This is a genomic window from Acinetobacter sp. CE-15 (assembly GCF_051059255.1).
Taxonomy (GTDB): Bacteria; Pseudomonadota; Gammaproteobacteria; order Pseudomonadales; family Moraxellaceae; genus Acinetobacter; species Acinetobacter guillouiae.
The window spans coordinates 2,898,763-2,921,254 of sequence record NZ_CP192737.1 but is presented as its reverse complement, the minus strand read 5'-3'; the positions used below and the strand labels follow the sequence as shown (position 1 = coordinate 2,921,254).

Sequence of the window (22,492 nt, the reverse complement as noted above, 5' to 3'; positions counted from 1 at the left end):
AGGGTCAGGCTGTTTTTATTTAAATGAGTAAAAATAAATGGATTTTCAACATATTTTGATTCGTCAGGAAAATCGGGTGGGCTATTTAACCTTAAACCGTCCTGAGGTGCTGAATAGTTTTAATGAGCAAATGCATCGTGAAATTGCTGCAATTTTAGACCTGTGGGCGGTTTCTACTGAGATTAAAGCCATTGTAATCTCTGGTTCAGGCAAGGGCTTCTGTGCGGGTCAGGATTTAAGAGCCAGAAATAAAGAGGTGATAAGTGCAGCTGATTATGATGCAGGTGCTGCCTTAGAAAAATTTTATAATCCGTTAGTCGTTAAAATTTCCAATATGGCTAAACCTGTTGTGGCTGCGGTCAATGGCGTAGCGGCTGGTGCAGGGGCGAACTTGGCTTTGGCTTGCGATATTGTTGTGGCCAAGCAATCTGCTGCTTTTATACAGTCTTTTTGCAAAGTCGGTTTAATCCCAGATGCAGGTGGGACGTGGAATTTACCACATCTGGTGGGGCTTGCCCGAGCCAAAGGTTTGACCATGTTCGGGGATAAGTTATCTGCTCAGAAAGCCTTGAGTTGGGGGCTTATTTGGGAGGTCTATGAAGATGATGTTTTTGATCAGGGCGTGATTGAATTGGCAGAACGTTTGGCAGAGCAACCAAGCAGTTCGATTTCGCTAATTAAAAAGGCCTTAAATACTGCCTCGCAAAATACTTTGGCTGAACAGTTACAGTTGGAACGAGAGTTACAGCGTATTGCTGGACAATCAGACAATTATAAAGAGGGTGTTGCGGCCTTTATCGAAAAAAGGAAAGCTAATTTTAATTGATCAAATCTATGCCTAATCATGTTTAACCAGTAAAAATTAACTCAAAAAGCACTCTCTTTAGAGAGTGCTTTATAATAAGTAATCACTAGTTTTGATTGTTGTTTACATGATGGTTTTTAACCTTAGCAAGCTAAATAGAGCTTTTATTTTTTATATATGAAGTAAGTTGCGAGAAGAGAAGGAATACCAAAATTAAGTAAAAATATTAAGAATTCTTCTTTAACCGCATATCCCGCTTGTATGCCCATATACATATTCCAGCTCATTGCTACAAACCAAATCAAGATGAACAGAATAAAAAATAATGTCGGGTTAAAACGACCACGTAATATTCGACTTATAAAAAGCATTACAAGGAATAGTATTATACCGATGAGAATCGTATAGAAAGTTCGCATATTGGGTCACCATTTGAATTAGGAATTGTTTGTATTTTTCATTCGTTGTACTGAAATTGCTTTACCACATTTGTTTTAACTTTATTTTATTGTTGAGCATAATACTTCCCTTATTTTGGCGACTTAATGATTAAAGTAGCGAATAAGAGAACGATAGCTGTTTTTAGTAGAAGAATAATGATATGAAACTTGGCATGTCTATTCGAATTTTCGAACAATCTAAAAGCTGATGGGCATTTTTGATGTAGTTCAAAAATAAGCAACAAGGTTCAGTCTGAAATTGTTGCTTGGGGTGCTTTGATCTGTTGATTCAATTTTGGATCGGGAAGGTCAATGATCCTGATTCCCTTGGCTAAATTTTTGAAGACTAAATTCTCCAGATGAGAATTCTGGAGAATCAATGAAGCTCACTTTTGTAAAACCCTATTAAGGCAAATCTAATTCTTTACGCATCTTTAAAGATCGCAGTAATGCCTGATCACGAAGTAATTGAAGATTCTTATCGCCTAGTTTTTTAACAAACTGCTGAGTTTCTTCATTCAGCATCTCAATTTTTTCTTCAGACAAGGTATAAGGGTGCATATCAGCCCACCATTCAGACATCGGTTCACCTAAATGATGCATAGCAGCTTTAAATCCATGTTGATTGGCCAACTGCATATTTAAATAAGGTCCAAATATTGCCCAGCGTAATCCGGGGCCATTGGTGATGGCGATATCAATATCTTCTGCACTACATACACCTTCAGAAACCAGATAAAACGCTTCTCTCCAAATTGCAGACTGTAAACGATTGGCGACATGGCCTTTGACTTCTTTCTGAATTAAAATCGGTTTTTTCCCCAATAATCTATAAAATTCAAAAGCATCATGGATATAGTTCGCTTGGGTTTTTTCTCCACCAATAATCTCAACCAATGGTAATAAGTGTGGCGGATTAAAAGGATGGCCCAGTACAATTCTTTCAGGGTATAGGCAATCATGTTGAATATCTGAGATTTTTAAGCCAGATGAACTTGAGGCGATAATGCTATCTTTGGGGCAGTTTTGTGTGAGCTGTGCATATAAGTCTTTTTTTAGATCAATTCGCTCAGGTCCATTTTCTTGAATAAAATCGGCATCTTTTACCGCATCTGCTAGATTTTGATAAAAAGTGAGATTTTTTAAAGTGTCTGAAACATAATGATCAGAAGAGGTGGTTTGTTCTTCAGCCAATTCGAACAGATCAAGTAAATAGGTTTGAACTCTATTTTTTAAATTTAATTCTGCATCAGCTGCAGGATCAAAAGCACTCACCTGAAATCCTTTACTTAAATAGAATGCTGCCCAACTTGCACCAATAACACCAGTACCGATAATGGCAACTTTATTTATGGGTTTCATATATTCATTTTCCTTGAATAACCTGAGAACGTTGGATTGTCTCGCTATGACACATGACAAAGTGAGCCTTTCACTTTGATAAAAACTAAAGATAGAAAAACTAAAAAACAGTAGGGGAGGATTTCCCCCTACAAATGAATATGTATTACATCTAGTTAGCTGATTTACATAGAGATAAATTCATGATCATTGCAATCATCAACTGTATTATTGAGCGGTATAACCACCATCCATAACCACTGCTTGACCCGTCACGCCCGCTGCTTTTTCACTCGCCAAGAAAACGGCATAATCTGCAATTTCTTCAACATTGAGTAAGCGTTTTTGTGGCACCATGGCTAAAATGACATCTTCAAGTGCACTTGTTTCGCTGACATTACGGGTTTTGGCTAAATCTTTAATTTGACCACGTACCAAAGGTGTGTCGACATAACCAGGACATAACGCATTGACCGTGATTCCATCACGAGCAGATTCTAACGCTGCAACTTTAGTTAAACCAATCACCCCATGTTTGGCACTGTTATAACCCGCTTTTCCAGCAAAGCCGATTAAACCATTGATCGAAGCCATATTGATAATACGGCCATAGTTTTGAGCCTTCATGATTGGAAATGCATGTTTGATTCCAATAAAAGAACCCACCAGCATGACATTCAGTAGTTTTTGATAAATGGCAGTTGGAAACTCTTCTATGGCAGCAACATGTTGAAAACCAGCATTATTGATCAAAATATCCAAACGACCAAAGGTGCTATGTGCTAGACCAATAGCAGCAGCATAAGCATCTTCATCTGAAACATCACAAGGTGCAGATAAGGCTTCAAATCCATCAGTTTTTAAGGCAAAAACTGCTTCATTACATTTGTCCGCATTCATATCCGAAATCACCACTTTTGCACCTTCAAGGGCAAATTTTTTGGCAATTTCAAGTCCAATACCACTTGCTGAACCTGTGATAAATGCAACTTTATCTTTGAGAAGTTGACTCATTATTGACTCCCTGTGTTCATTTTGAAGATAAACTTAGACGATACCAAACCATGTAAATGCAGCAATTGCGACAAATACTGCAACTGTTTTAATGATGGTAATGGCAAAAATGTCTTTATAAGATTGTTTATGTGTAAGTCCAGTGACAGCAAGTAGGGTAATCACGGCACCGTTATGCGGTAAGGTGTCCATACCGCCAGATGCCATTGCAACAATACGATGCATCACTTCAGCAGGAATGCCCATTGCAGCAATAGCTGTATTATATTGGTCAGCCATGGCACTGAGAGCAATACTCATACCGCCAGATGCTGAACCTGTAATCCCTGCCAAAACGGTTGTGGTGACTGCACCATTGACTAGTGGATTGGTAAATGTATGACCTAAAGCATGACTGATTACAGCAAAACCCGGTAAAGCGGCAATGATTGCACCAAAACCATACTCAGATGCAGTGTTCATCACAGCGAGTAAAGAACCACCTATACTTGCGTTTACACCTTCTTTAAAGCTGGTTGAAACACGACGATAATCGAACATAATCGCAGTGATAATCCCAACGATTAAAGCCAAACCAACTGCCCAAATCGCTGACGTTTTTGCGACATCGACAGTGTAATTTGCGAGTCCAAGCGCATTAAAATCAAAGCCATTTGGATACCATGTTTTTATTGCTGTAGATAAATATTTATTCATCACTGCAACTAAAATTAAGGGAACAAATGCCATGAATTGACGTAGACCAGAACCATTATCTTGTTGCTGAGATTGATTTTCGAATTGTTGAAGTTCGGCTTCTGTTAAAGTAATACCAGATGCAAAGCCATCTCCATTGCGAGCAGCAACACGACGACGCCATTCCAGATAAGTTAAACCAACACCTAAAACAAAGATTGCACCGATAATCCCTAAAAATGGCGCTGCATAAATATTGGTTCCAAAAAATGTGGTTGGAATAACGTTTTGAATCTGAGGTGTACCTGGTAAGGCATCCATAGTAAAGGAGAAAGCACCCAGTGCAATCGTGCCAGGAATCAAACGCTTAGGGATATTTGCTTGTCTAAATAATTGGTTTGCAAAGGGATAGACTGCAAAAACCACGACAAATAAACTGACGCCGCTATAGGTTAAAATTGCCCCTAGCAGAACAACGGTAAGCATTGCATTTTTAGAGCCAATTAATTTAACAATCGTTTTGGCAATGGATTCAGCAATACCAGACATTTCAACAACTTTACCAAAAATCGCACCCAGCAAAAACACCAAGAAATAATCTTTAATAAAGCCCACCATTTTTGGCATAAACACACCAGAATAAAATGGTAAAACGTTGGCAGGGTTAATCAGCAAGACGGCCAATAAGGCACAAATCGGTGCCATGAGAATTACAGAAAATCCTCTGTAGGCTGTGTACATCAACAAGCCAAGAGAAAGTAAAATTATACCCAGTTCCCACATATTTTTACTCCGTCCTTAAAGAATATATGTCAAAACCCACCTTGTTTTTATCTCAAATCACGACAAGGCTATCTCAATCATAAAAATGCATTAGTGAGTGAAACCAATAAAAATGGATATCTAGAGAAATTAATATTGATCAATAAATTTAGCTTTTATAAATCGTCCAGACTTATAAATTGGAATATCCATTTCCAAATGATGGATAAAACTATAATCCAAATTATTCGAGGCATTGTTTGAAAATATTTATGAGTCAATATGGAAAACTAATGAATAGAAACAAGTTTCATGAGGTTTTTGCGCAATAGGTCATAGATAAGCAAAAGAAAAAAGCCAAATTGGAAGTGCAGATGAATGAGTATATATTGAGCATTTTAATTTTTATTTACAGCAGTGGTTTTATTGACAAGTATGTTGCTTGAAATACGTCTTATATCGATTTTGCTTTGATTTAAATGCATAGACATATTTTTTACAGATCACACAAATTAAAAACTTTCATTAAGACATCAATCTGAGCAAAAACGAGATCAGCTAGCATGGATTGATATCTTATTCTATAAGCAAATCGATAGCTCAAATGACTCATTTTAGGATCAAAACTCGCTTGGTTTAGCGTATTATAGAGCTATAAATCAGTTAGGTTGCCGTATGACACTCAAACAGTTAAAAGCTTTTTTAGTTCTTGCTCGGACATTGAATTATGCCAATGCTGCCAATGAACTTTGCCTAAGTCAATCTGCTTTAAGCTTAAGTATCAAAAGTTTAGAGGATGAGTTGGGTGGCAAGCTGTTTAAGCGCAATACCCGCCGTGTGGATCTTACTGCTGAGGGAAATTCGTTGATTCCATTTGCTAAAAAACTTTTGGCAAATTGGGAAGACATGGAAAGAGATGTCAAACAGCGTTTTAAATTACATCGTGGCACATTGAATATTGCCTCGATGCCTTTCGCAACACATGCAGTTTTACCTGCTGTACTGCATGAATTTAATACGAATCATCCCAATATCAATTTTTCAATCCATGATATTCCCAATGAAAAAATTATTGAAAAAGTCCAAGAGGGCATTTTTGAAATTGGGATTTGTTTTGAACCGCAACACAATGATCAATTAATTTTTAAGCCATTTTTCAATGAAGATTTTTTAGCACTACTTCCCAAGGATCATCAGTTGGCGCAGCGTAAAAGTGTGACATGGTGTGAGCTGTATGCTTATCCTTTTATCACTTTACAGAAACCTTCGATCATTCGACACGTGGTGGAAGAGAAATGTTCACAAAATAATATGATCTTAGATTTAAAACTTGAGTGTCATCAGATTAGTTCATTGTCGCATTTTGTGGCTTTTGGTATGGGGGTCAGTGCGATTCCACGTCATTTTCAAAATTATATCGATAAAGAAAATAATGTCTTGGTTGAAATTGAAGAGGGCAATGTCAATCTTTCGGTTGGGATCATTTATAAAAAAGATTTTGAACTTTCTAATATTTCTTCGCAATTTATTGAAACGATATTGGCACATCAGTTTTAAAAAGAATGTTAGCCCATCATAAAGTCCACTATTTCAGGATAAAATCAGATTAATGAGTTTTACTCATTAGACATTTGAAAGAATCAATTTCTAAAATAATTTGCTCGATGTTAATAATAATAATTCTAAAGGACATAGAGTTAAAACGATGAACAAAGTTGTCGCGAATGCACATGAAGCTTTGGCTGATGTGGTTGCAAACAACCAGACTTTTGCAGTGGGTGGTTTTGGATTATGTGGTATTCCAGAAGCATTGATTGATGCCTTAAAAGAAATTGGTGTAACGGGTCTAACTTGTATTTCTAACAATGCAGGTGTGGATGATTTTGGTCTAGGCAAGCTTTTACAAACCAAACAAATTAAAAAAATGATTTCATCCTATGTCGGTGAAAACAAAGAATTTGAACGTCAATATTTAAATGGTGAACTTGAAGTTGAGTTGACACCTCAAGGCACCTTGGCTGAAAAGTTACGTGCAGGTGGTGCAGGCATTCCAGCGTTCTTTACTCAAACAGGTGTTGGGACATTGATTGCCGAAGGCAAAGAAGTTCGCGAATTTGATGGTAAAGATTACATACTCGAACAAGCATTGGTTGCAGATATTGCTTTGGTAAAAGCCTATAAGGCAGATAAAGCTGGCAACTTAATTTTTCGTAAGACTGCACGAAACTTTAACCCTGAGTGTGCAATGGCTGGCAAATTGACCATTGTCGAAGTTGAAGAAATTGTTGAAATTGGTGAGTTAGATCCAGATTCAATTCATTTACCGGGCATTTATGTAAGTCGTATTGTTTTAAATGCGCAGCCTGAAAAACGAATTGAACAATTGACATTGAAGACGGAGATTTAATCATGGCTTGGACGCGTAATGAAATGGCTGAACGTGCAGCGCAAGAGCTTAAAGATGGCTTTTATGTCAATCTAGGCATTGGCTTACCTACCTTGGTTGCAAACTATATTCCTGACAATATCAATGTCTGGCTTCAATCTGAAAATGGCTTATTGGGGATTGATGAATTTCCAACACAAGCTACTGTCGATGCAGATTTAATTAATGCGGGTAAACAAACCGTAACTGCACGTAAGGGTGCTGCATTTTTCTCTAGTGCTGAATCTTTTGCCATGATTCGTGGTGGTAAGGTCAATATTGCCATTTTAGGATCAATGGAGGTTTCCGAAAAGGGAGATTTAGCCAACTGGATGATCCCTGGGAAAAAAGTAAAAGGCATGGGCGGTGCAATGGATTTGGTTGCAGGTGTTCAAAAAGTCGTGGTGTTAATGGAACACTGTTCTAAAGATGGTAGTCCTAAAATTGTCGCTGAATGTTCATTACCGCTTACGGGTAGACTGGTCGTAAACCGTATAATTACGGATTTAGGGGTGATGGATATCACTCCCCAAGGTGTTGAGTTGATTGAATTGGCCAAAGATGTAAGCCTAGAACAAATTCAGGCGGCAACAGGGGTAGAACTGATCACCTCAAATCTCGCTGTGGCTTGATTGTGACAAAGCGAGCTTAAAATTCTAATTTAACCAGCCAAGTTTAAATGCTAAGTCGCTTTGGCGGCTTAGACATGTTATCAATGGATATGCTATTTTCAAAAATACCCGCTTCAAAAGTATACGCATTTAAAATACAAGGTGAACTCGAATGGAAAAGATTGTCATCGTCGCTGCTCGTCGTACTGCAATGGGAAGTTTTCAAGGCAGTTTTGCAAGCTTATCTGCACCGGATTTGGGTGCAGTCGTCATTGAAAAAGTTATTGAACAAGCCAATGTGCCTGTTGCTGATATTGATGAAGTGATTATGGGCTGTGTATTACCTGCGGGTTTAAAACAAGGTCCAGCACGTCAAGCGATGCGAAAAGCGGGTTTACCAGATCATGTTGGCGCAACCACAATCAATAAAGTCTGTGGTTCTGGGATGAAAGCTGCAATGCAAGCCAGCGATGCCATTAAAGCAGGAAGTGCCAAAATTATTGTCGTCGGTGGGATGGAGTCTATGACCAATGCACCGTATTTATTACCTAAAGCACGTTCAGGTTATCGGATGGGGCATGGTCAAGTGATTGATCATATGTTCCTTGATGGTTTGGAAGACGCGGGTACAGGGCGTGCAATGGGAAGTTTTGCACAGGAAATGGCGGATAAAAAGGGCTATAGCCGTGAGCAAATGGATGAGTTTGCAATTCGCTCACTGACACGTGCAAAAAAAGCGATTGCAGAAGGTTATTTTAAAGACGAAATCACACCTGTTAAAGTGGCGCTACGTCAGGGGGAGATCACTGTAGATGTGGACGAAAATCCTGAAAATGCCAAGATTGATAAAATCCCAAGCTTAAAACCAGCATTTGCCAAAGATGGTACGATTACTGCTGCAAACTCTAGCTCAATCAGTGATGGTGCATCTGCACTACTGATCACGTCGGCGTCAGAAGCGCAAAAGCGTGGTTTAACTGTATTAGCAGAAATCAAAGGCTATACAACCAATTCCCAACATCCTGAAGAGTTTACCATTGCACCTGTGGGCGCAATTGAAAAATTACTGAAAAATCTCGGTTGGTCTGTAGACGATGTTGATCTTTGGGAAATTAACGAAGCTTTTGCCATGGTCACTATGGCTGCAATTGATGCATTTAAACTTGATCCTGAAAAAGTCAATATTAATGGCGGTGCTTGCGCACTTGGGCATCCACTGGGTTCATCAGGTTCACGAATCATTGTGACCTTGATCCATGCTTTAAAACGCTTAGGTAAAACCAAAGGGATTGCAACACTTTGTATTGGTGGTGGTGAAGCTACAGCACTTGCAGTTGAATTAAGCGCGTAATTTATTGTTTATCGTAATAAATAGTTAAATAGTTTGTGGTTCAAAATTAAAAAAGCCGGTCGTTTCAATACTGCCGGCTTTTTGCTGTTCTTTGTCATGTGAGTTTAGGTCGTATTTTGATTTTATTGGAATCGTTTAAAAATAAAATCTCGTTTGCATTTTCAAGGATTGTTCTTTAATTCTTGAAGCATAGCATCTCGAAGAATTTTGTTCATACGGGTCTGATAGCCCTTGCCTTGAGATTTTAGCCATTGCATAACATCTGAATCAATACGGACAGTAGTCACTTGCTTGGTGGGCTTGTAAAAGGGATTTTGCACAGCATTTTTCCAAAATTTTTCATCAAGTTGAGGAATATCTGAAAAATCTATCTTGCTGTCTGGATGTTCAGCCAAAGTTTCAAGTCTTGCTTTTTGTTCATCTGACAAGGTAGGTGGATTATTCAAATCCAGTTTGTAAGTAACGGTTTTGCTCATACTTTTTCCTCTCTTTTTTCTCTGCCTGACGTGCCGAAATGATACGGATATGATCAATCCCATCATGATCCTTTACAGTATGGGCAACCAGTAAAACAGCCAGCCCATATACCAAACCTATCGCTTGCCAGCGATATTCACCATTTTCAAAGCGATCTTGATGGTATAAGGCATAAGCATCATAGAAAACCAGTACTGCGTCTTCAAAAGTTACACCATGCTTTTTTAAGTTTATTTCTGCTTTATGCTCATCCCATGAAAATTCAATTTCCATCACTGCATCGCTTTTTGTTAGTATAAAAATGTTAATACAAAAATGTAAAAAATGCAAAATTCAGCCAATTTCTTGACTAGACAATATAAAAAAACAACAAAGCCTTATAGATCTCTATAAGGCATTATTATCAAATCTTACCATTTATGACTATAAGTCACTTTCAATGTTGCACCTGATGCAAGCAGATGGCTGGTGTTATTACTGGTACGGAGAAGTTGGCTGTATAAAGGATAGTATTTACGGTTAAACATATTTTCTAAGCCAATCGTAACGGTATCTTTTTTGTTGAGGGCAAAACTACTGATTAAATCTGCAGTTGTATATGATTTAACATCATAACGTCCAAAACTGTTGACACCGTTTAAGCGATAATCTTCTGAACCAAAATATGTCGCTTGTAAACGATTGGTCCATGTGTCTGTTGGGCTATAAGAAATGTATCCTGTTACTTTTAAAGGTGGAATACGGTAACCCGTCATGTCTTGTTCTGTATTGGTGTTCTGTGGGGTTTCACGGCCTTTCATCCATGTAACACTTCCTCCAGTTCCCCATACTTTTGCATCATCAAGATAATCAAGAGTCGCTTCTACACCAGTCACTTTTTCTTTGGTACGCGTCAGTATCAAGCCATTGTTAAAGGATTGAACACCACCCAGATCTGACGTTGACTGAAACACCGCTAAGCTTGAGCTAAAATTATTAAAATGACCATTCCAACCGAGCTCGTAATTATCCACCTTAACCGGTTCAAGGAATGATGATGCTAAGTTAAATCCTTCTGTTGCATTACGGATCACCACCCCTACATCGGGCAATTGAAAACCTTGATTAAAAGATGCGTAAATTGAGTGCTGATCTGTTGGCTTAAAGGTGACATTGGCATTATATAACCATGCATCGGCCGTCACTTTACCACCCTTAACGGTATAAGGATTTGGTTTGCCTAATTGTGATAATGGAACAAAGCTATCTATTTTTGCATAACTGTCTTCATAACGTGTACCAACTTCAGCAGACCATTGCTCATTAAAATTATGCTTTAATTGCGCAAAACCACCGATGCTTTGGGTGGTTAATTCCGGTAAATAGATTAGTTTTCCATTTTTAACAAATTCTAAACCACCAGATTGGTCATAAATTGTAGGATCAAACGTGTCTAGAGGCATTTCGCTTTTTTCACGGCTAAAATCGCCACCCCAAACAATTGACGTATCACCTAAAAATTCTAGTGGGGTGTTTACGGTTAGGCGACTACCAAGAACATTATTGTTTTGATAAACCTGATCGACTTTTCCACCACGTGTACTGACTTTACGGGCATCAAATGGCGAGAAGCGAGTAAAAAAGTCTCGGTAATAGATTTGCGCGTCAACTTTGCTGCCAAATAAATCTTTATTGTTATAGGTTAAATTGTAGATTTGATTTTCATTTTTATTCTGGTCTTTTAATTTAAGCCCTTTGATTGCTTTCGCAGGTACGCTACCTGCAGGAAGTTTTGCTACACTTGGGTCAGAGGCATAGTCAGAATCTTGTTCAGCGTTATAGTAATTTGCTGCAAATTGTAGATATTGGTTGTCGTCAATGTGATAGCCAAGTTTACCGCCTACGCTATATGCATCCGCATCAAATAAATCACCTTGACTTGGTTCTGGTGCAACACGATCGCCTCGGGCATCGTATGGACTACCAATACGTTGATAGCCAAAATCAAATGCATAGTCAAAGTTATTTAAGCTTCCAGAAAAATATTGATGAATATCTCCACTTAAAGCATCTGTACGAAAGTTGGTCAAAGCGCTTTGTAGCCCAATCACAGTTTTTGCAGTCGGTTCACCGCCCGCCGCTTTGGTGGTGATTGAAATCGTTCCGCCAGCAGCACCACTTCCATAAATCGCATTACTGCCTCGAATGACTTCTATCCCCGTAATATTTTGAGGATCGATTGATGAAAGACCTCTTGATGTATCACGTGTCAAATTCATGGGTACGCCGTCAACCAAGATCAAGGCATTACGTCCGCGTAAAGTTTGCCCATAATCGGTAATTGTACGACTTGAATCAGATAAGCCAGGCACAACTTTGGCTAAAACAGTGGCGATATTTCCAGAAGACGCATTTTTTAGAAATTCAATTTGTTTTTCATCTAATTTGGTCACTTGTTTTGCAGAAGAGGAGAATTCATCTGAGCGTGATGCGCTGACAGTAATGGTCGGAAGCACTGCAGCTTTGTTCTCTGTATCTGTAGCTTCTGTGGGTGAAATAGCAAAAGAGGATTGCGATAAAAAGATGAACCCACCAATTGATATAAGTGGAATGATTTTTTTTACATCAGACTTCTTATTAAAAATTTTGTTGCTTTTCATCTTGCTTCCTTTTATCTCACCCTGAGATTGCTTTAAATTGACGAAAGTATAATTGAGAATGATTGTAATTCACAGTAACAAATAAACAAACAATAAAACATTTATATTCAGCTTAAATTTAATTGAGTGGAATAGCTGATACACCACTCAAGGTTTAGAGATCTATACAATTTCTTTATATGAATCAATATGAATCTGATGTGCTCGGCGGGTAATACTGCGATCATCACCGAGCACAAAAAGTTTTACAGACTGGTGTTTCCACAACGCAATATCTTCAGGCTGGCGCGGAATTGCGCAGAAATATTTACCCTGTTGCTGAGTTTTGCTATATATCTCTTGGATCTTTGCTTGAACTTGCGGATGGCGCGTTTCCCAAGGAACGCCCATAGACTGAGAAAGATCTGCCGCACCTTCAAGAATAATATCGATCCCATCAATAGCTAAAATTTCATCGATATTTGCTACACCAGCTAAACTTTCAATCATTGCGACGACAACTGTTTCTTTGTGTGCGTGTTGCACAAAATCAGTTAAGCTCTGCATGCCATAGCGATTTAACCGAGTTGAATTTAAGCCCCTTTGCCCTAGGGGCATGTAGTGGCAATAATTCACAGCTTCTTGGGCTTGTTGTGCATTTTCTATACGTGGTAATACAATTCCAGTCACGCCAGCATCGAGTAAAGGTAAGATCAAGTGATTGGCGGTTAAGGGGACTCGAACCAATACATCAAGCTGCATGGCTCTAGCGGCTAAAATCATGCTTTCAACTTGGGATGTACTAAATAAAGTATGTTCCAAGTCAATAATAATAAAGTCATAGCCAGCCAGCCCCAATTGCTCCACATGAATTGGCGAGGCAATAGAACAGAATATGCCATACAGTGACTCACCATTTTCCATGCGTTTTTTAAAGGGAACTGAAGTTTTATTCATATTCAATTTCCTTAATTAAACTCAACGGATTTGGGGTGGTTTGTACTCTTAATCGGATTTCAGGTAGGAAGCGACGACTTGCAAGTTGTTCAATATCGATGGTGTCATCTGTAAAGTTAAACAATTCATATCTTTGTGCAAATTCTGGATGCTTTTCTTTATGTTGATTGATGATCGATCTTAACATTGTCCAAAATTTGATTTCATCAAAATCATAATGCGTGTTTAAAAATATGGCCAATTCCGCTAGATTGACAAACCAAAGAGCATCTTGGGTAAAATCTCTTAACTCATTTGCTGCGTGTGTTTCTAAAAAAGAATTCGGGTTAATTTTGGCATGTTCTTTAGGTGCGTCTTGTAACTCGGGTAATAGCTCTGGATTTCTTAACAAATGACGACTAAAGCGAATACCATCATGGAAATCTTTTAGAGCAGCTTTAACAGGTAGACCATCTTTGTGAATTAACACCATATTTTGTGCATGAGATTCCAATGCTAAGCCGTGACACCATAAAATATGCATAATTGGCAGGTAGGCATTTTTTAATAATTTCTCTAACCAAAACTCGATCCCGTATTGTTTGATCCAGTGGTCTATCAGCGGTTTTTGGTCAGTATCAAGTTGCATTAGACCTGTAACTGGTGTTGCTGATTCACCTTCATTGAGATAATGATAAATACTTTCACGCCAAATACAGGCCAGTGCGCCATATTGAACAGCTAAGGCGATCGGCTGATTGATAGAAAGTCCAGCAATTTCTCTTAAAATAACGGGTTTACGTTGTTTTTCTAAAATATGGTCTTGCTCAACGATTTTATACAGCCAGTCACTCATTTTTGCAGCATTTTGCACAGTATGTGGTGCTAAAACACGAGAGGTCGACGTGTTAACTAAATTCATCGCTAATTTTAGTGATAACGCTGAAATATCCGTGATGTTTGATAATGTTCGGATTGATTGTTGCGGTAAATAAGTAGGTCCAGCGATTTTCAATGGAATGATCAGTTGATTGCTGATTGCATCTTGATAATACAATTCAATAATTTTATCCCATTGCCAAGGATGAATGGGGCTAAGAATATAATCATTGAAATCAACTTGATGTGCTGTCAATTCCTCACGGATTGCGTGAAGGTCTTTGTCTGAAAAATGCTGTTTATACAGTTGATTTAAGTTGATCGTTTCACTCAAAACCAATTTGCATAAGCTTTTATGAGTAGCAGCCCATTGAACAGAGAATCCTTGGGATAATTCAGGTGAGTATTTTTGATTTTCCTTAAGATCAAAGCCTATTCTAGATTTAAAACTTGGATGATAGAGATGTGCATTGTTTATACGGGCTTCTTGCTCAATATATGACAGTGTTCTTAATGGTTGGTTGGGTGATAGACCCAGTGTTTGTGCATGTTTGACATAGGTAAGATTGAGCTCATCATTAAAGCTTTGCCATTTGATTGGATCTGCATCAATAATATGTTTTAAATCAGCCAATAATGCTTTTAAATTTGGATTGCTTGATGACTTTTGAACGGCATCATAACGGACTAAACTCGATGGATTTAATTTAATTCGGTTAAAACTAAAATGTTGTTTAGCGTCGCAGCTATAAAAAAGATCATCTGAAATAAAGAATTTAATTTGCCCATTTGATTTTTCGTAGTTAAAGGCATTTTCAAAGATTAATGCTTCTAATAATTGCCCGATGACACGTCTTTCCGCTTGGACTTTATAATCAATTTGTTCCGTAGCTTGAAGTGGGGTTAGTGTTTGAGCGCCTCTGTATTTATAAATCGGATTTTCAATATCAATCCAAATCGGGTTACCACCACTGTGATATAAGGTGTTCATCATATTTGCCTTAATAGGTAAAGTGAGAGAGTTAAGCAAAAGGTTGCAGTAGTGCTGTGCTTTATCTGAGAAGTTTTCATCGATCAGGGTTTGTCTGGTGGTTTGCCAAAGTTCACTTTCTTCAATAATGCTTACTCTTGATATCGCACTAATCAGATGCGCAATATGATTGATGACTAAATAATATTGCAGAAAAATCCATGCATCCTTTTGAGAAAACCAAACAGTGCTATCTTCAGAGACTGAGGAATGATCATTGAGCATCTCAGAAACCACACTAATCCCTTCCATATCACGAATAATCAGTCGAGCAGGGAAGCCTTGTTTAAATTCCATCAAACTGTTTTGCATATGGGCTTCAACACTAATCCCTTTATTTGCAAACAATTCAATCAGTGGAACCAAGGAAACTTGAATATATTGTTTCCACCAATCAGCAAGAAAGGCTTTTGAGTGACTATTTGGAAATCCTTGGGCTTGTGCGGCCTGATCAATAAACGCCATTAAGGGGATCTGATGATGCTCATTTTCCTCGACTAAACCACCTAGCATTCGAGTATTTTCAAGCGTTTCCGTAGTTAATCCTGCGCGATATATAATGCCAAAAGAACTTTCTAACTCAGGGATTTTGACAGTTTTGGCTGTAAGCTCTGGAAGAATAAGCATATTTTTATAGTGTTGATTGATCTGATGCTTAAGAATGATTTTACTGGCATCAATCGCTCTTTCCATTTCATCCATAGGGTTGTTACGAATAAAACTAGTAATACGCACATCAATGGAGAGTTTTAAAAAAATATTAGATTGCGGTAACCAAACAGTTCGTACTGAAGATGTAGGCCAAACGGTTTGTCCTAAAGCACCTAAATATCGAACCTCATGATTTTCTAAATAGCGTTTTAAGGAAGGGTGTAGGAGTAAAAAGTTTGCTTGCCACGGATGTGTAGGCAAAAGTTCATAATTTTCGAAGTCATCTTTAAGGCGCTGTCGTGCATGCTTCAAAACGTCTTCTTCAATCAGTTGATCAACATTGTTATCGCTGACAAGTTTTTGGATTAAGGATGAATGCACTGCGAAGTAGTGTAACTGAAACGTCGCACCTAGCTCTGGGCTATACTTTTTCATATCCTCTTTAGAAAAGCCTAGATTGGCTTTTGAGGTCACATGAAATGGATGTCCATATAACATGCCTTGTTCAGCAGATTGAAAACTAGAGGCCAGTTTAGGCTTTATTTGATCTACGCTGTTTTCTAAAAAAAATTTGGTATTTTCGATACTGTTTGCGATTTCTGCATAGAGATTTTGATTTTGCTTTTTATCTTTAAATCGCTGATTTAACTTTAACTCATCGGTTATCATTTTAACCAACACTTTAGGATCAGTCAGACTTGTGACAGTCTTATCCTCAGTATTGAATACACAAAAAGAGCGCTGGTAACGATGATAACCTGTGCTTGAGAAATGCTGTATCGCACCATAGATGATTGAGTTAGATGCAGTAAATGGGTATGAAAAATAGGGTGAATTATTTGCGTCATGTATTACTAAAGGTGAAGCCTGTTCTGAGAGAATATGCTGTTCGAGTTGAACTTGAAGTTCACGAAAAAAAGTATTCAAGTATTGTTCAAAAAGCTTGTAAGACCATGCATCAGTGGTAATGATCGGGTTCATTCTTGTACCTCTTCTAAAATTGTATTGGTTAAAAATTTGTTTAAAGTCACGATTAATCCAGCACCAATAAAAAATAATGCAGTGCAAATTAACGCGGCAGTGATATTGAAAAATGAGTATGTGAGGGTGACCGCAATCGGTCCAAACAGTTGACCGAGAACAAAGGCACTATTTGAAATACCAATCACTTTTCCTTGATTTCTTGCATCTGTTTTTAACGAAATCGTATGAAAAATAGAGGGAATAAGTGCAGCGAAACAGAAACCTTGTATGAGTCTTAAGAGCAGCACTAACCAAATATTAGTGGTCCATGTCAAAGCCAGAACCGTGATTCCACAGATCAGTGTTGCGCTGACAAAATTATGAAATGAATCGCCTCTCGCATCGTTGCGTTTCCCCCAATAGGTTGCAGCAAAAAATGCAGCGCCCCATGAAAGTGCGTGGATTGTTCCTGTTAAACTCGCAATAGATAAGGGGGTAGTTATATTTCGACTGATTTCACTGATATATAAGATAAAACAGGACACTAAACCGAACCCGCCAGCTTGGACAAAGGTTCCCGCACTGAGCCAAGAAAAAATTGTTCGATCAAAGGATTGCAGTGTTGATGGTTTTTTATCGGGTTCAGTGACAGATGTCTGTACAGGTTGGCTCAATAAAATGGCAGCAACTAAGATTAAAACGATGACAATATATGCTGTGGCATTGAGTAAGGTTTCAACTTTCCAATGGTCCATAAATATGCCCCCGAGTACCGGACCACATAGACAGGCCAGTGCGACACTGCTTTGGAGCTGTCCAAAGGCAAGACCCCGTTGTCGCTCGCTAGACAAGTAAGAGGTATAGGCATAAAGAATCACGGATAGACCGCAAAATCCTAATAGAATACGGGCAAAAATAAACACAAATAGATGCTGTGCTCCCGCCATTAAAAGTATAGAAATGCAGAAACCAGCCAAGGAAAGTAACAGTGCTTTTTTATGCCCAAATGTATCTGATAGATGACCAATAAGTGGGGCTGTAAATAGACTCCCTAGAGCTGATGCTGACAGCGCTATACCTGCCCAAATGGCGGGTGTTGCCATTTGCGCCGTTAATTTTTCCATATATAGCGGCATGATCGGTATTAAGACCATCAAGCCAAAAGTCGAAAAAAATTGACACAGTAAAATAATCAAATGATCTAGGCGAGAGGAACGCATGATTTAGATATCCATGGTCTCATAGCAAGATTGGAATAAAGCATGGTAGGGATTTGACGTCATACCAATTTTACTTGGCATCCCTGTTGAATCACCCTGTTGGGCTAATAAAGGGGTGAGTAATTGTTTGAATGGCCAATGGCTACTTTCAAAAACATATTTTTGAATACAGTTTTTCGATTGTTCAGAAAGCGCGGCAGTTTCTATAAAGTTGACAATAATCGCTTGGATCATTTCCCAGAAATCAATTTCAGTATGATCGGTATATTTCAATGTTGCTAATGCGATAGGGTATAGGTTGATTTGTATCCCGAGGGTTATAAAATAATTAAATAAATCCTCATTTTTATTAAAAATAAGATTGTTTGGCGTACTGGTATCAATTTTATAGACTGGCGGAACAAAACCACTGTCCTGAATCGCAGGGGTGCATATTCTTAAGGTGTCATGGTCACGCAGAATAAAGCATTTAAATTGATTGTCTTGGTAACATACTAGGGTGTTTTGACCATGACACTCAGGCATAACACCAAAAGACCACAGTGTGAGAAAAGTGTGAATAAAATGGGTACTCAAATCTTTAAGTAAGTTCCATTTGTCACCTGTTATACCTAAAGCTTGCCATGGATCAATATAAGGACAACTTAAAGCAGACATGCTAATTGGTGCTATATTTTTTTCTTGGCAAAAATGAGGTAAATGCCTCACTTGACAGCCGATAACACCTAAATTTTGTACCAGCGGTTCTTGTTTTCCCAAGACCCACCAATGGGTTTCATTGCTTAAAAAGAGCTGATGTTTTAACGATGGTGTTTTGTCGATGACATCATTGAGAAAATCATATGCCGCATGACCGTTGGCTAAATATCGAGCAGGCATAGAGCGAATAGCACCCAAAGTTTTGGCATTGGTCGAGAGCTTTAAGTGCTGATTTGAATTTAAGTGATTGATTAAAGTTCGTAGCGAGGATGTTGGGCAACCAATTGCAGTGGCAAGGCCGAGGTCAATCCCTAGATATTTGTTTTCTTGAAATCTTAAATAGTCATGCTGTGTTTTAAGTACAGGTATTGCAAGGTATTCATTTGAGAGAGCCTGCATTTTTTCAATAATAAGATTTTTTTCCTCAGCAGGGAGAGCCAGTTCATCATGTGGAATGGATTCCATATTATTTATGACATCTGCTTTTTTAAATGCCCACCAATACACTTCAATTTCTTTTTGAGTAATGAGTGGACTGAGTTCACCTTTCGCATGTGCAAATGGATGAAATGCACGGTCAGCGACAAGCGAAAGTTGTTCACTCATTATGAGTGGCGAAGAAAAAGAAAGTGCGGATTGTAAGATTTGAGGAATTTTTTCAGCAGTAACTAAATTATCATGCCAATACGTAATGGCTTTTTGGTGGTTGATTGATGGCCACCATGAGGATTGAGTTAAATAATTGAAAACGTCAGCAATCGCGATCTCAGTGGTCTGTTGACTCAACGTGTTATGAAGTAAAACTTCTGCTTTTGTGATATAGAAAGGATTTACACTATTTACTTTTAAGCAGTTGAAATGTAGTTCCAACTCACTACTCAGATGTATTACAAGATAAGGCTTTTTATAGACAATATGGTTTCTGAACTCACCATAATTTTCCATATAGAGCGCATCTATAGTTTTCTGAAGTTGTGTTGTGTAAATCCGATCTAACATGTGCATTGTTCCTATAATTATAAAAGTGGCAAAACTGTGCCAATATTTTGTTTTTGTGCAGCATTGAAAAACCATTTCGCACAAACAATATCGTCGATCGCCATACCCATTGGGTTGAGTAAAATGATTTCATCATCATTTTCACGGCCATTTTTATGCCCAATAATGATGTCACCTAGTTCAGCATGTAGTTTTTCACGGCTAAATAAACCTTCTTCAACCAACACATTGATGACTTTCTTTTCTCTATTGGATTGATCCCAGTCGTCCACAATCACTTTGTCAACTTTGAGGAAAACTTCTGGTTCAATATCCATGATTGATATATTTGAAACGAAGCAACCTTTTTTAAGCCATTCAAACGGGATATAGGGTTTGTCAGATACTGTGCAAGTGATTAATACATCTGCCTGTTGGATCGCCGACTTGGCAGTTTCATGAATTTCGATTTGAAGATTTGGATATTCGCCAATAAATAAAGCTTTAAGTTTTTCTGCGGCTTCAGGGTTTAGATCAAATAAATGTATTTTTTTAACTTGTGGATATTGTTCTAAGACCGTTTTGATTTGCATTTGGGCAATCGGACCACAACCAATCACGCTGATATCTGAGAAGTCTTTTTTGGCGAGATATTGAATTGATACACCAGTAATTGCAGCTGTTCTCATCGCACTAATTAAACTGCCTTCCATGATTGCCACGGGGTAATTTGTTTCAGCGTCATTTAAAACAATTAAGGCACTGGCACGAGGAATATTAAATTTCTTAGGATTATGTTGGCGAGAGCCAATCCATTTGATCCCTGCAATAGGATCATTTCCAGCCAAATAACACGGCATGGCAATAATTCGGTCTGCAATATGGTCCGCACCTTGCCAACGTAAATAGGGTTTTAAGGGTTGTACAAACTGTTTATTTGCGTGAAGTGTGAGGCCTTCAGTAATTGCTTCGATAAACGAATTACTGTGATTTGCACCAAGATGGAGTAAATCTGATTGACTAAGGTAACGAAGGCTAGCCAAATTACTCATAAATATTTCCTAAAAAGTGGAGTTAAACAACGGATTGCAAAGTAAAATTTTCTTGATTGAGATGATTTTTATTGAAATGTCTTCTCTTGATCATTTCGAACCATTCTTCGTCATAAACTAAATCTAAATAACGATCGCCTCTGTCTGCTAAAAGGGTTAAAACGCATGATCCAGACGGGATGGTCGGGATAAGTTTTTTTATTGCTGAAATAGATGAGCCGCTAGATCCACCCGCAAAAATGCCTTCATGTTCGAGGAGTTCTCGGCAGCCTAAAGCTGACTCATAATCATCAACATAGATGACATCATCTATTTCATCTGGGGAGAGTAGGGCTGGAACGGTACTTGCACCGATACCCGGAATTTCACGTGGGCCTGAGTGACCACCAAAGAGAACAGAACCGACGATATCGACTGCAATAACTTTTAAATGCGGGAATTTTTCTTTTAAGCGGCGAGATACGCCCATGATTGTTCCAGAAGTACTTGCACCAACAACCAAGTAATCAATACTGCGATCGATTTGATTTATGATTTCTTCTGCTTCACCATAATAGTGGCTTTTCCAATTGTTGGGATTTGCATATTGGTTGATCCAAACAGCATTGGGCAACTGGCGGCAAAGTCGTTGTACTGTATCGATTCTTGTTTTTAAATAACCGCCGTTTTGATCTTTTTCAGAGACCATTTCGATATTGGCTTTATAGAGCTTCAACATTTGCAAGTTGGCTGAAGCAATTTTGGGGTCAATCACGGCAGTGAATTTTAGGCCGTAAATTTTGCATGCCATAGCAAGTGCAATTGCTAGATTTCCCGATGAACTTTCAACAATGTGGCTATCTTTATGAATGAGGCCAGATTTAAGCCCCTCTTGTAACATATACAATGCAGGTCGATCTTTGATACTTCCACCTGGATTGAGTAACTCCATTTTTGCGACAACGGTGATGGATTGATCGGTAAACATCCTTGAGAGTCTGATTAAAGGAGTTTTACCTATGCAATCGAGAATATTGTTATGGATCATCGTTAGAATTCTCTGGTTTTATCTGTTGCAAATGATAATCATTATTGGTTTTGTTATTATTAAAATTTACGTGAAATTTGTTGTGTTTTGTAATTTTATTGAAGAGTAAACTGGGGGGAGTAAGTAATGATATTGTTTTATAAGTTTTTGATAAATATGGTTTATATTTAATTATTGGCTTGAATTATAGTGAAATTAGATGACCATTTGATTAAAATTGTTAATCAATCATTAGAAAAAATTTATAAAGCGGATCGCTATCACATTTATTTTTATTAAAGAGAATTGCCGCTATAAAACCATAGAGACCAAAAATCATAATAGAAAATCGTGATTCATATTTATGATGCATTCTTAAAAAAAGGGCAGATCTATTTCTAGGACTTTTGCAGATTGTAGTGGCATAAGCTCAGTTCAAAGCTGTTTAGTTTACTCATACTGTTTAAAACACATTATGCCAATCGACCAAATCGAAATAAAGAGAGTCAAACATCAGCTCAGTGTGATAATCGTGTTTTAAGCAAAGGAGTATTTTTAG

General features: G+C 38.1%; 17 protein-coding genes. 5 read left to right on the top strand and 12 right to left on the bottom strand.

Annotation, left to right across the window (positions count from 1 at the left end):
* The first annotated feature begins 37 nt into the window (after nt 1-37).
* Complete coding sequence (paaG, locus tag ACQ7EO_RS13525) at nt 38-826, top strand: 2-(1,2-epoxy-1,2-dihydrophenyl)acetyl-CoA isomerase PaaG (protein WP_434277643.1); 789 nt, start codon at nt 38-40, stop codon at nt 824-826.
* A gap of 824 nt (nt 827-1,650) precedes the next feature.
* Here the strand turns inward: paaG and ACQ7EO_RS13520 are convergent.
* The 3 genes from ACQ7EO_RS13520 to ACQ7EO_RS13510 form a co-directional block, all read right to left on the bottom strand.
* Nucleotides 1,651-2,607: a 3-hydroxyacyl-CoA dehydrogenase NAD-binding domain-containing protein gene (locus ACQ7EO_RS13520; RefSeq protein ID WP_419304799.1), complete on the bottom strand. Its 957-nt coding sequence runs from the start codon at nt 2,605-2,607 to the stop codon at nt 1,651-1,653.
* A 207-nt stretch (nt 2,608-2,814) separates the two neighbouring features.
* Entirely contained in the window at nt 2,815-3,600 is a 786-nt protein-coding gene (locus ACQ7EO_RS13515) for a 3-hydroxybutyrate dehydrogenase (protein ID WP_209826398.1), read from the bottom strand.
* Between the two features lie 33 nt (nt 3,601-3,633).
* Nucleotides 3,634-5,058, bottom strand: a complete 1,425-nt coding sequence (locus ACQ7EO_RS13510) for a GntP family permease (protein WP_004721436.1) — start codon at nt 5,056-5,058, stop codon at nt 3,634-3,636.
* Between the two features lie 654 nt (nt 5,059-5,712).
* Between ACQ7EO_RS13510 and ACQ7EO_RS13505 the strand changes: the two genes are divergently transcribed.
* From ACQ7EO_RS13505 to ACQ7EO_RS13490, 4 genes are all read left to right on the top strand, one after another.
* On the top strand, nt 5,713-6,594 hold the full coding sequence (locus tag ACQ7EO_RS13505; RefSeq protein WP_333664609.1) for a LysR family transcriptional regulator: 882 nt from the start codon (nt 5,713-5,715) through the stop codon (nt 6,592-6,594).
* A gap of 148 nt (nt 6,595-6,742) precedes the next feature.
* A complete protein-coding gene (locus ACQ7EO_RS13500; RefSeq protein WP_004721433.1) occupies nt 6,743-7,444 on the top strand; it encodes a CoA transferase subunit A in 702 nt (233 codons plus the stop codon).
* A 2-nt stretch (nt 7,445-7,446) separates the two neighbouring features.
* Nucleotides 7,447-8,094, top strand: coding sequence for a CoA transferase subunit B (locus ACQ7EO_RS13495; RefSeq protein ID WP_270386621.1), 648 nt, complete (start codon nt 7,447-7,449; stop codon nt 8,092-8,094).
* A 151-nt stretch (nt 8,095-8,245) separates the two neighbouring features.
* Nucleotides 8,246-9,424, top strand: coding sequence for a thiolase family protein (locus ACQ7EO_RS13490; RefSeq protein WP_434277641.1), 1,179 nt, complete (start codon nt 8,246-8,248; stop codon nt 9,422-9,424).
* Between the two features lie 161 nt (nt 9,425-9,585).
* Here ACQ7EO_RS13490 and ACQ7EO_RS13485 read toward each other — a convergent pair whose 3' ends face one another.
* From ACQ7EO_RS13485 to sbnA, 9 genes are all read right to left on the bottom strand, one after another.
* Nucleotides 9,586-9,900 carry a BrnA antitoxin family protein gene (locus tag ACQ7EO_RS13485; RefSeq protein WP_270386616.1) on the bottom strand — a complete coding sequence of 105 codons (315 nt, stop codon included), beginning with the start codon at nt 9,898-9,900 and terminating at the stop codon, nt 9,586-9,588.
* Complete coding sequence (locus tag ACQ7EO_RS13480) at nt 9,863-10,174, bottom strand: BrnT family toxin (RefSeq protein ID WP_434277640.1); 312 nt, start codon at nt 10,172-10,174, stop codon at nt 9,863-9,865. The genes ACQ7EO_RS13485 and ACQ7EO_RS13480 overlap by 38 nt, the downstream gene beginning before the upstream one ends.
* Nucleotides 10,175-10,311: 137 nt before the next feature.
* Nucleotides 10,312-12,540, bottom strand: a complete 2,229-nt coding sequence (locus tag ACQ7EO_RS13475; protein ID WP_434277639.1) for a TonB-dependent receptor — start codon at nt 12,538-12,540, stop codon at nt 10,312-10,314.
* A 162-nt stretch (nt 12,541-12,702) separates the two neighbouring features.
* Nucleotides 12,703-13,476, bottom strand: a complete 774-nt coding sequence (locus ACQ7EO_RS13470; protein WP_244015663.1) for an HpcH/HpaI aldolase family protein — start codon at nt 13,474-13,476, stop codon at nt 12,703-12,705.
* Nucleotides 13,469-16,996 carry an IucA/IucC family protein gene (locus tag ACQ7EO_RS13465; RefSeq protein WP_434277637.1) on the bottom strand — a complete coding sequence of 1,176 codons (3,528 nt, stop codon included), beginning with the start codon at nt 16,994-16,996 and terminating at the stop codon, nt 13,469-13,471. Before ACQ7EO_RS13465 ends, ACQ7EO_RS13470 begins: the two co-directional genes overlap by 8 nt.
* Nucleotides 16,993-18,198 (bottom strand): MFS transporter, encoded by a 1,206-nt coding sequence (locus ACQ7EO_RS13460; protein ID WP_434277636.1) that lies wholly within the window; start codon nt 18,196-18,198, stop codon nt 16,993-16,995. The genes ACQ7EO_RS13465 and ACQ7EO_RS13460 overlap by 4 nt, the downstream gene beginning before the upstream one ends.
* A 3-nt stretch (nt 18,199-18,201) precedes the next feature.
* Entirely contained in the window at nt 18,202-19,896 is a 1,695-nt protein-coding gene (locus ACQ7EO_RS13455; RefSeq protein ID WP_434277635.1) for an IucA/IucC family protein, read from the bottom strand.
* Nucleotides 19,897-19,913: 17 nt separating this feature from the next.
* Nucleotides 19,914-20,927: a 2,3-diaminopropionate biosynthesis protein SbnB gene (gene sbnB, locus ACQ7EO_RS13450; protein ID WP_004820581.1), complete on the bottom strand. Its 1,014-nt coding sequence runs from the start codon at nt 20,925-20,927 to the stop codon at nt 19,914-19,916.
* A 22-nt stretch (nt 20,928-20,949) separates the two neighbouring features.
* Nucleotides 20,950-21,954, bottom strand: a complete 1,005-nt coding sequence (gene sbnA, locus ACQ7EO_RS13445; protein ID WP_004820582.1) for a 2,3-diaminopropionate biosynthesis protein SbnA — start codon at nt 21,952-21,954, stop codon at nt 20,950-20,952.
* Between the last annotated feature and the right edge of the window lie 538 nt (nt 21,955-22,492).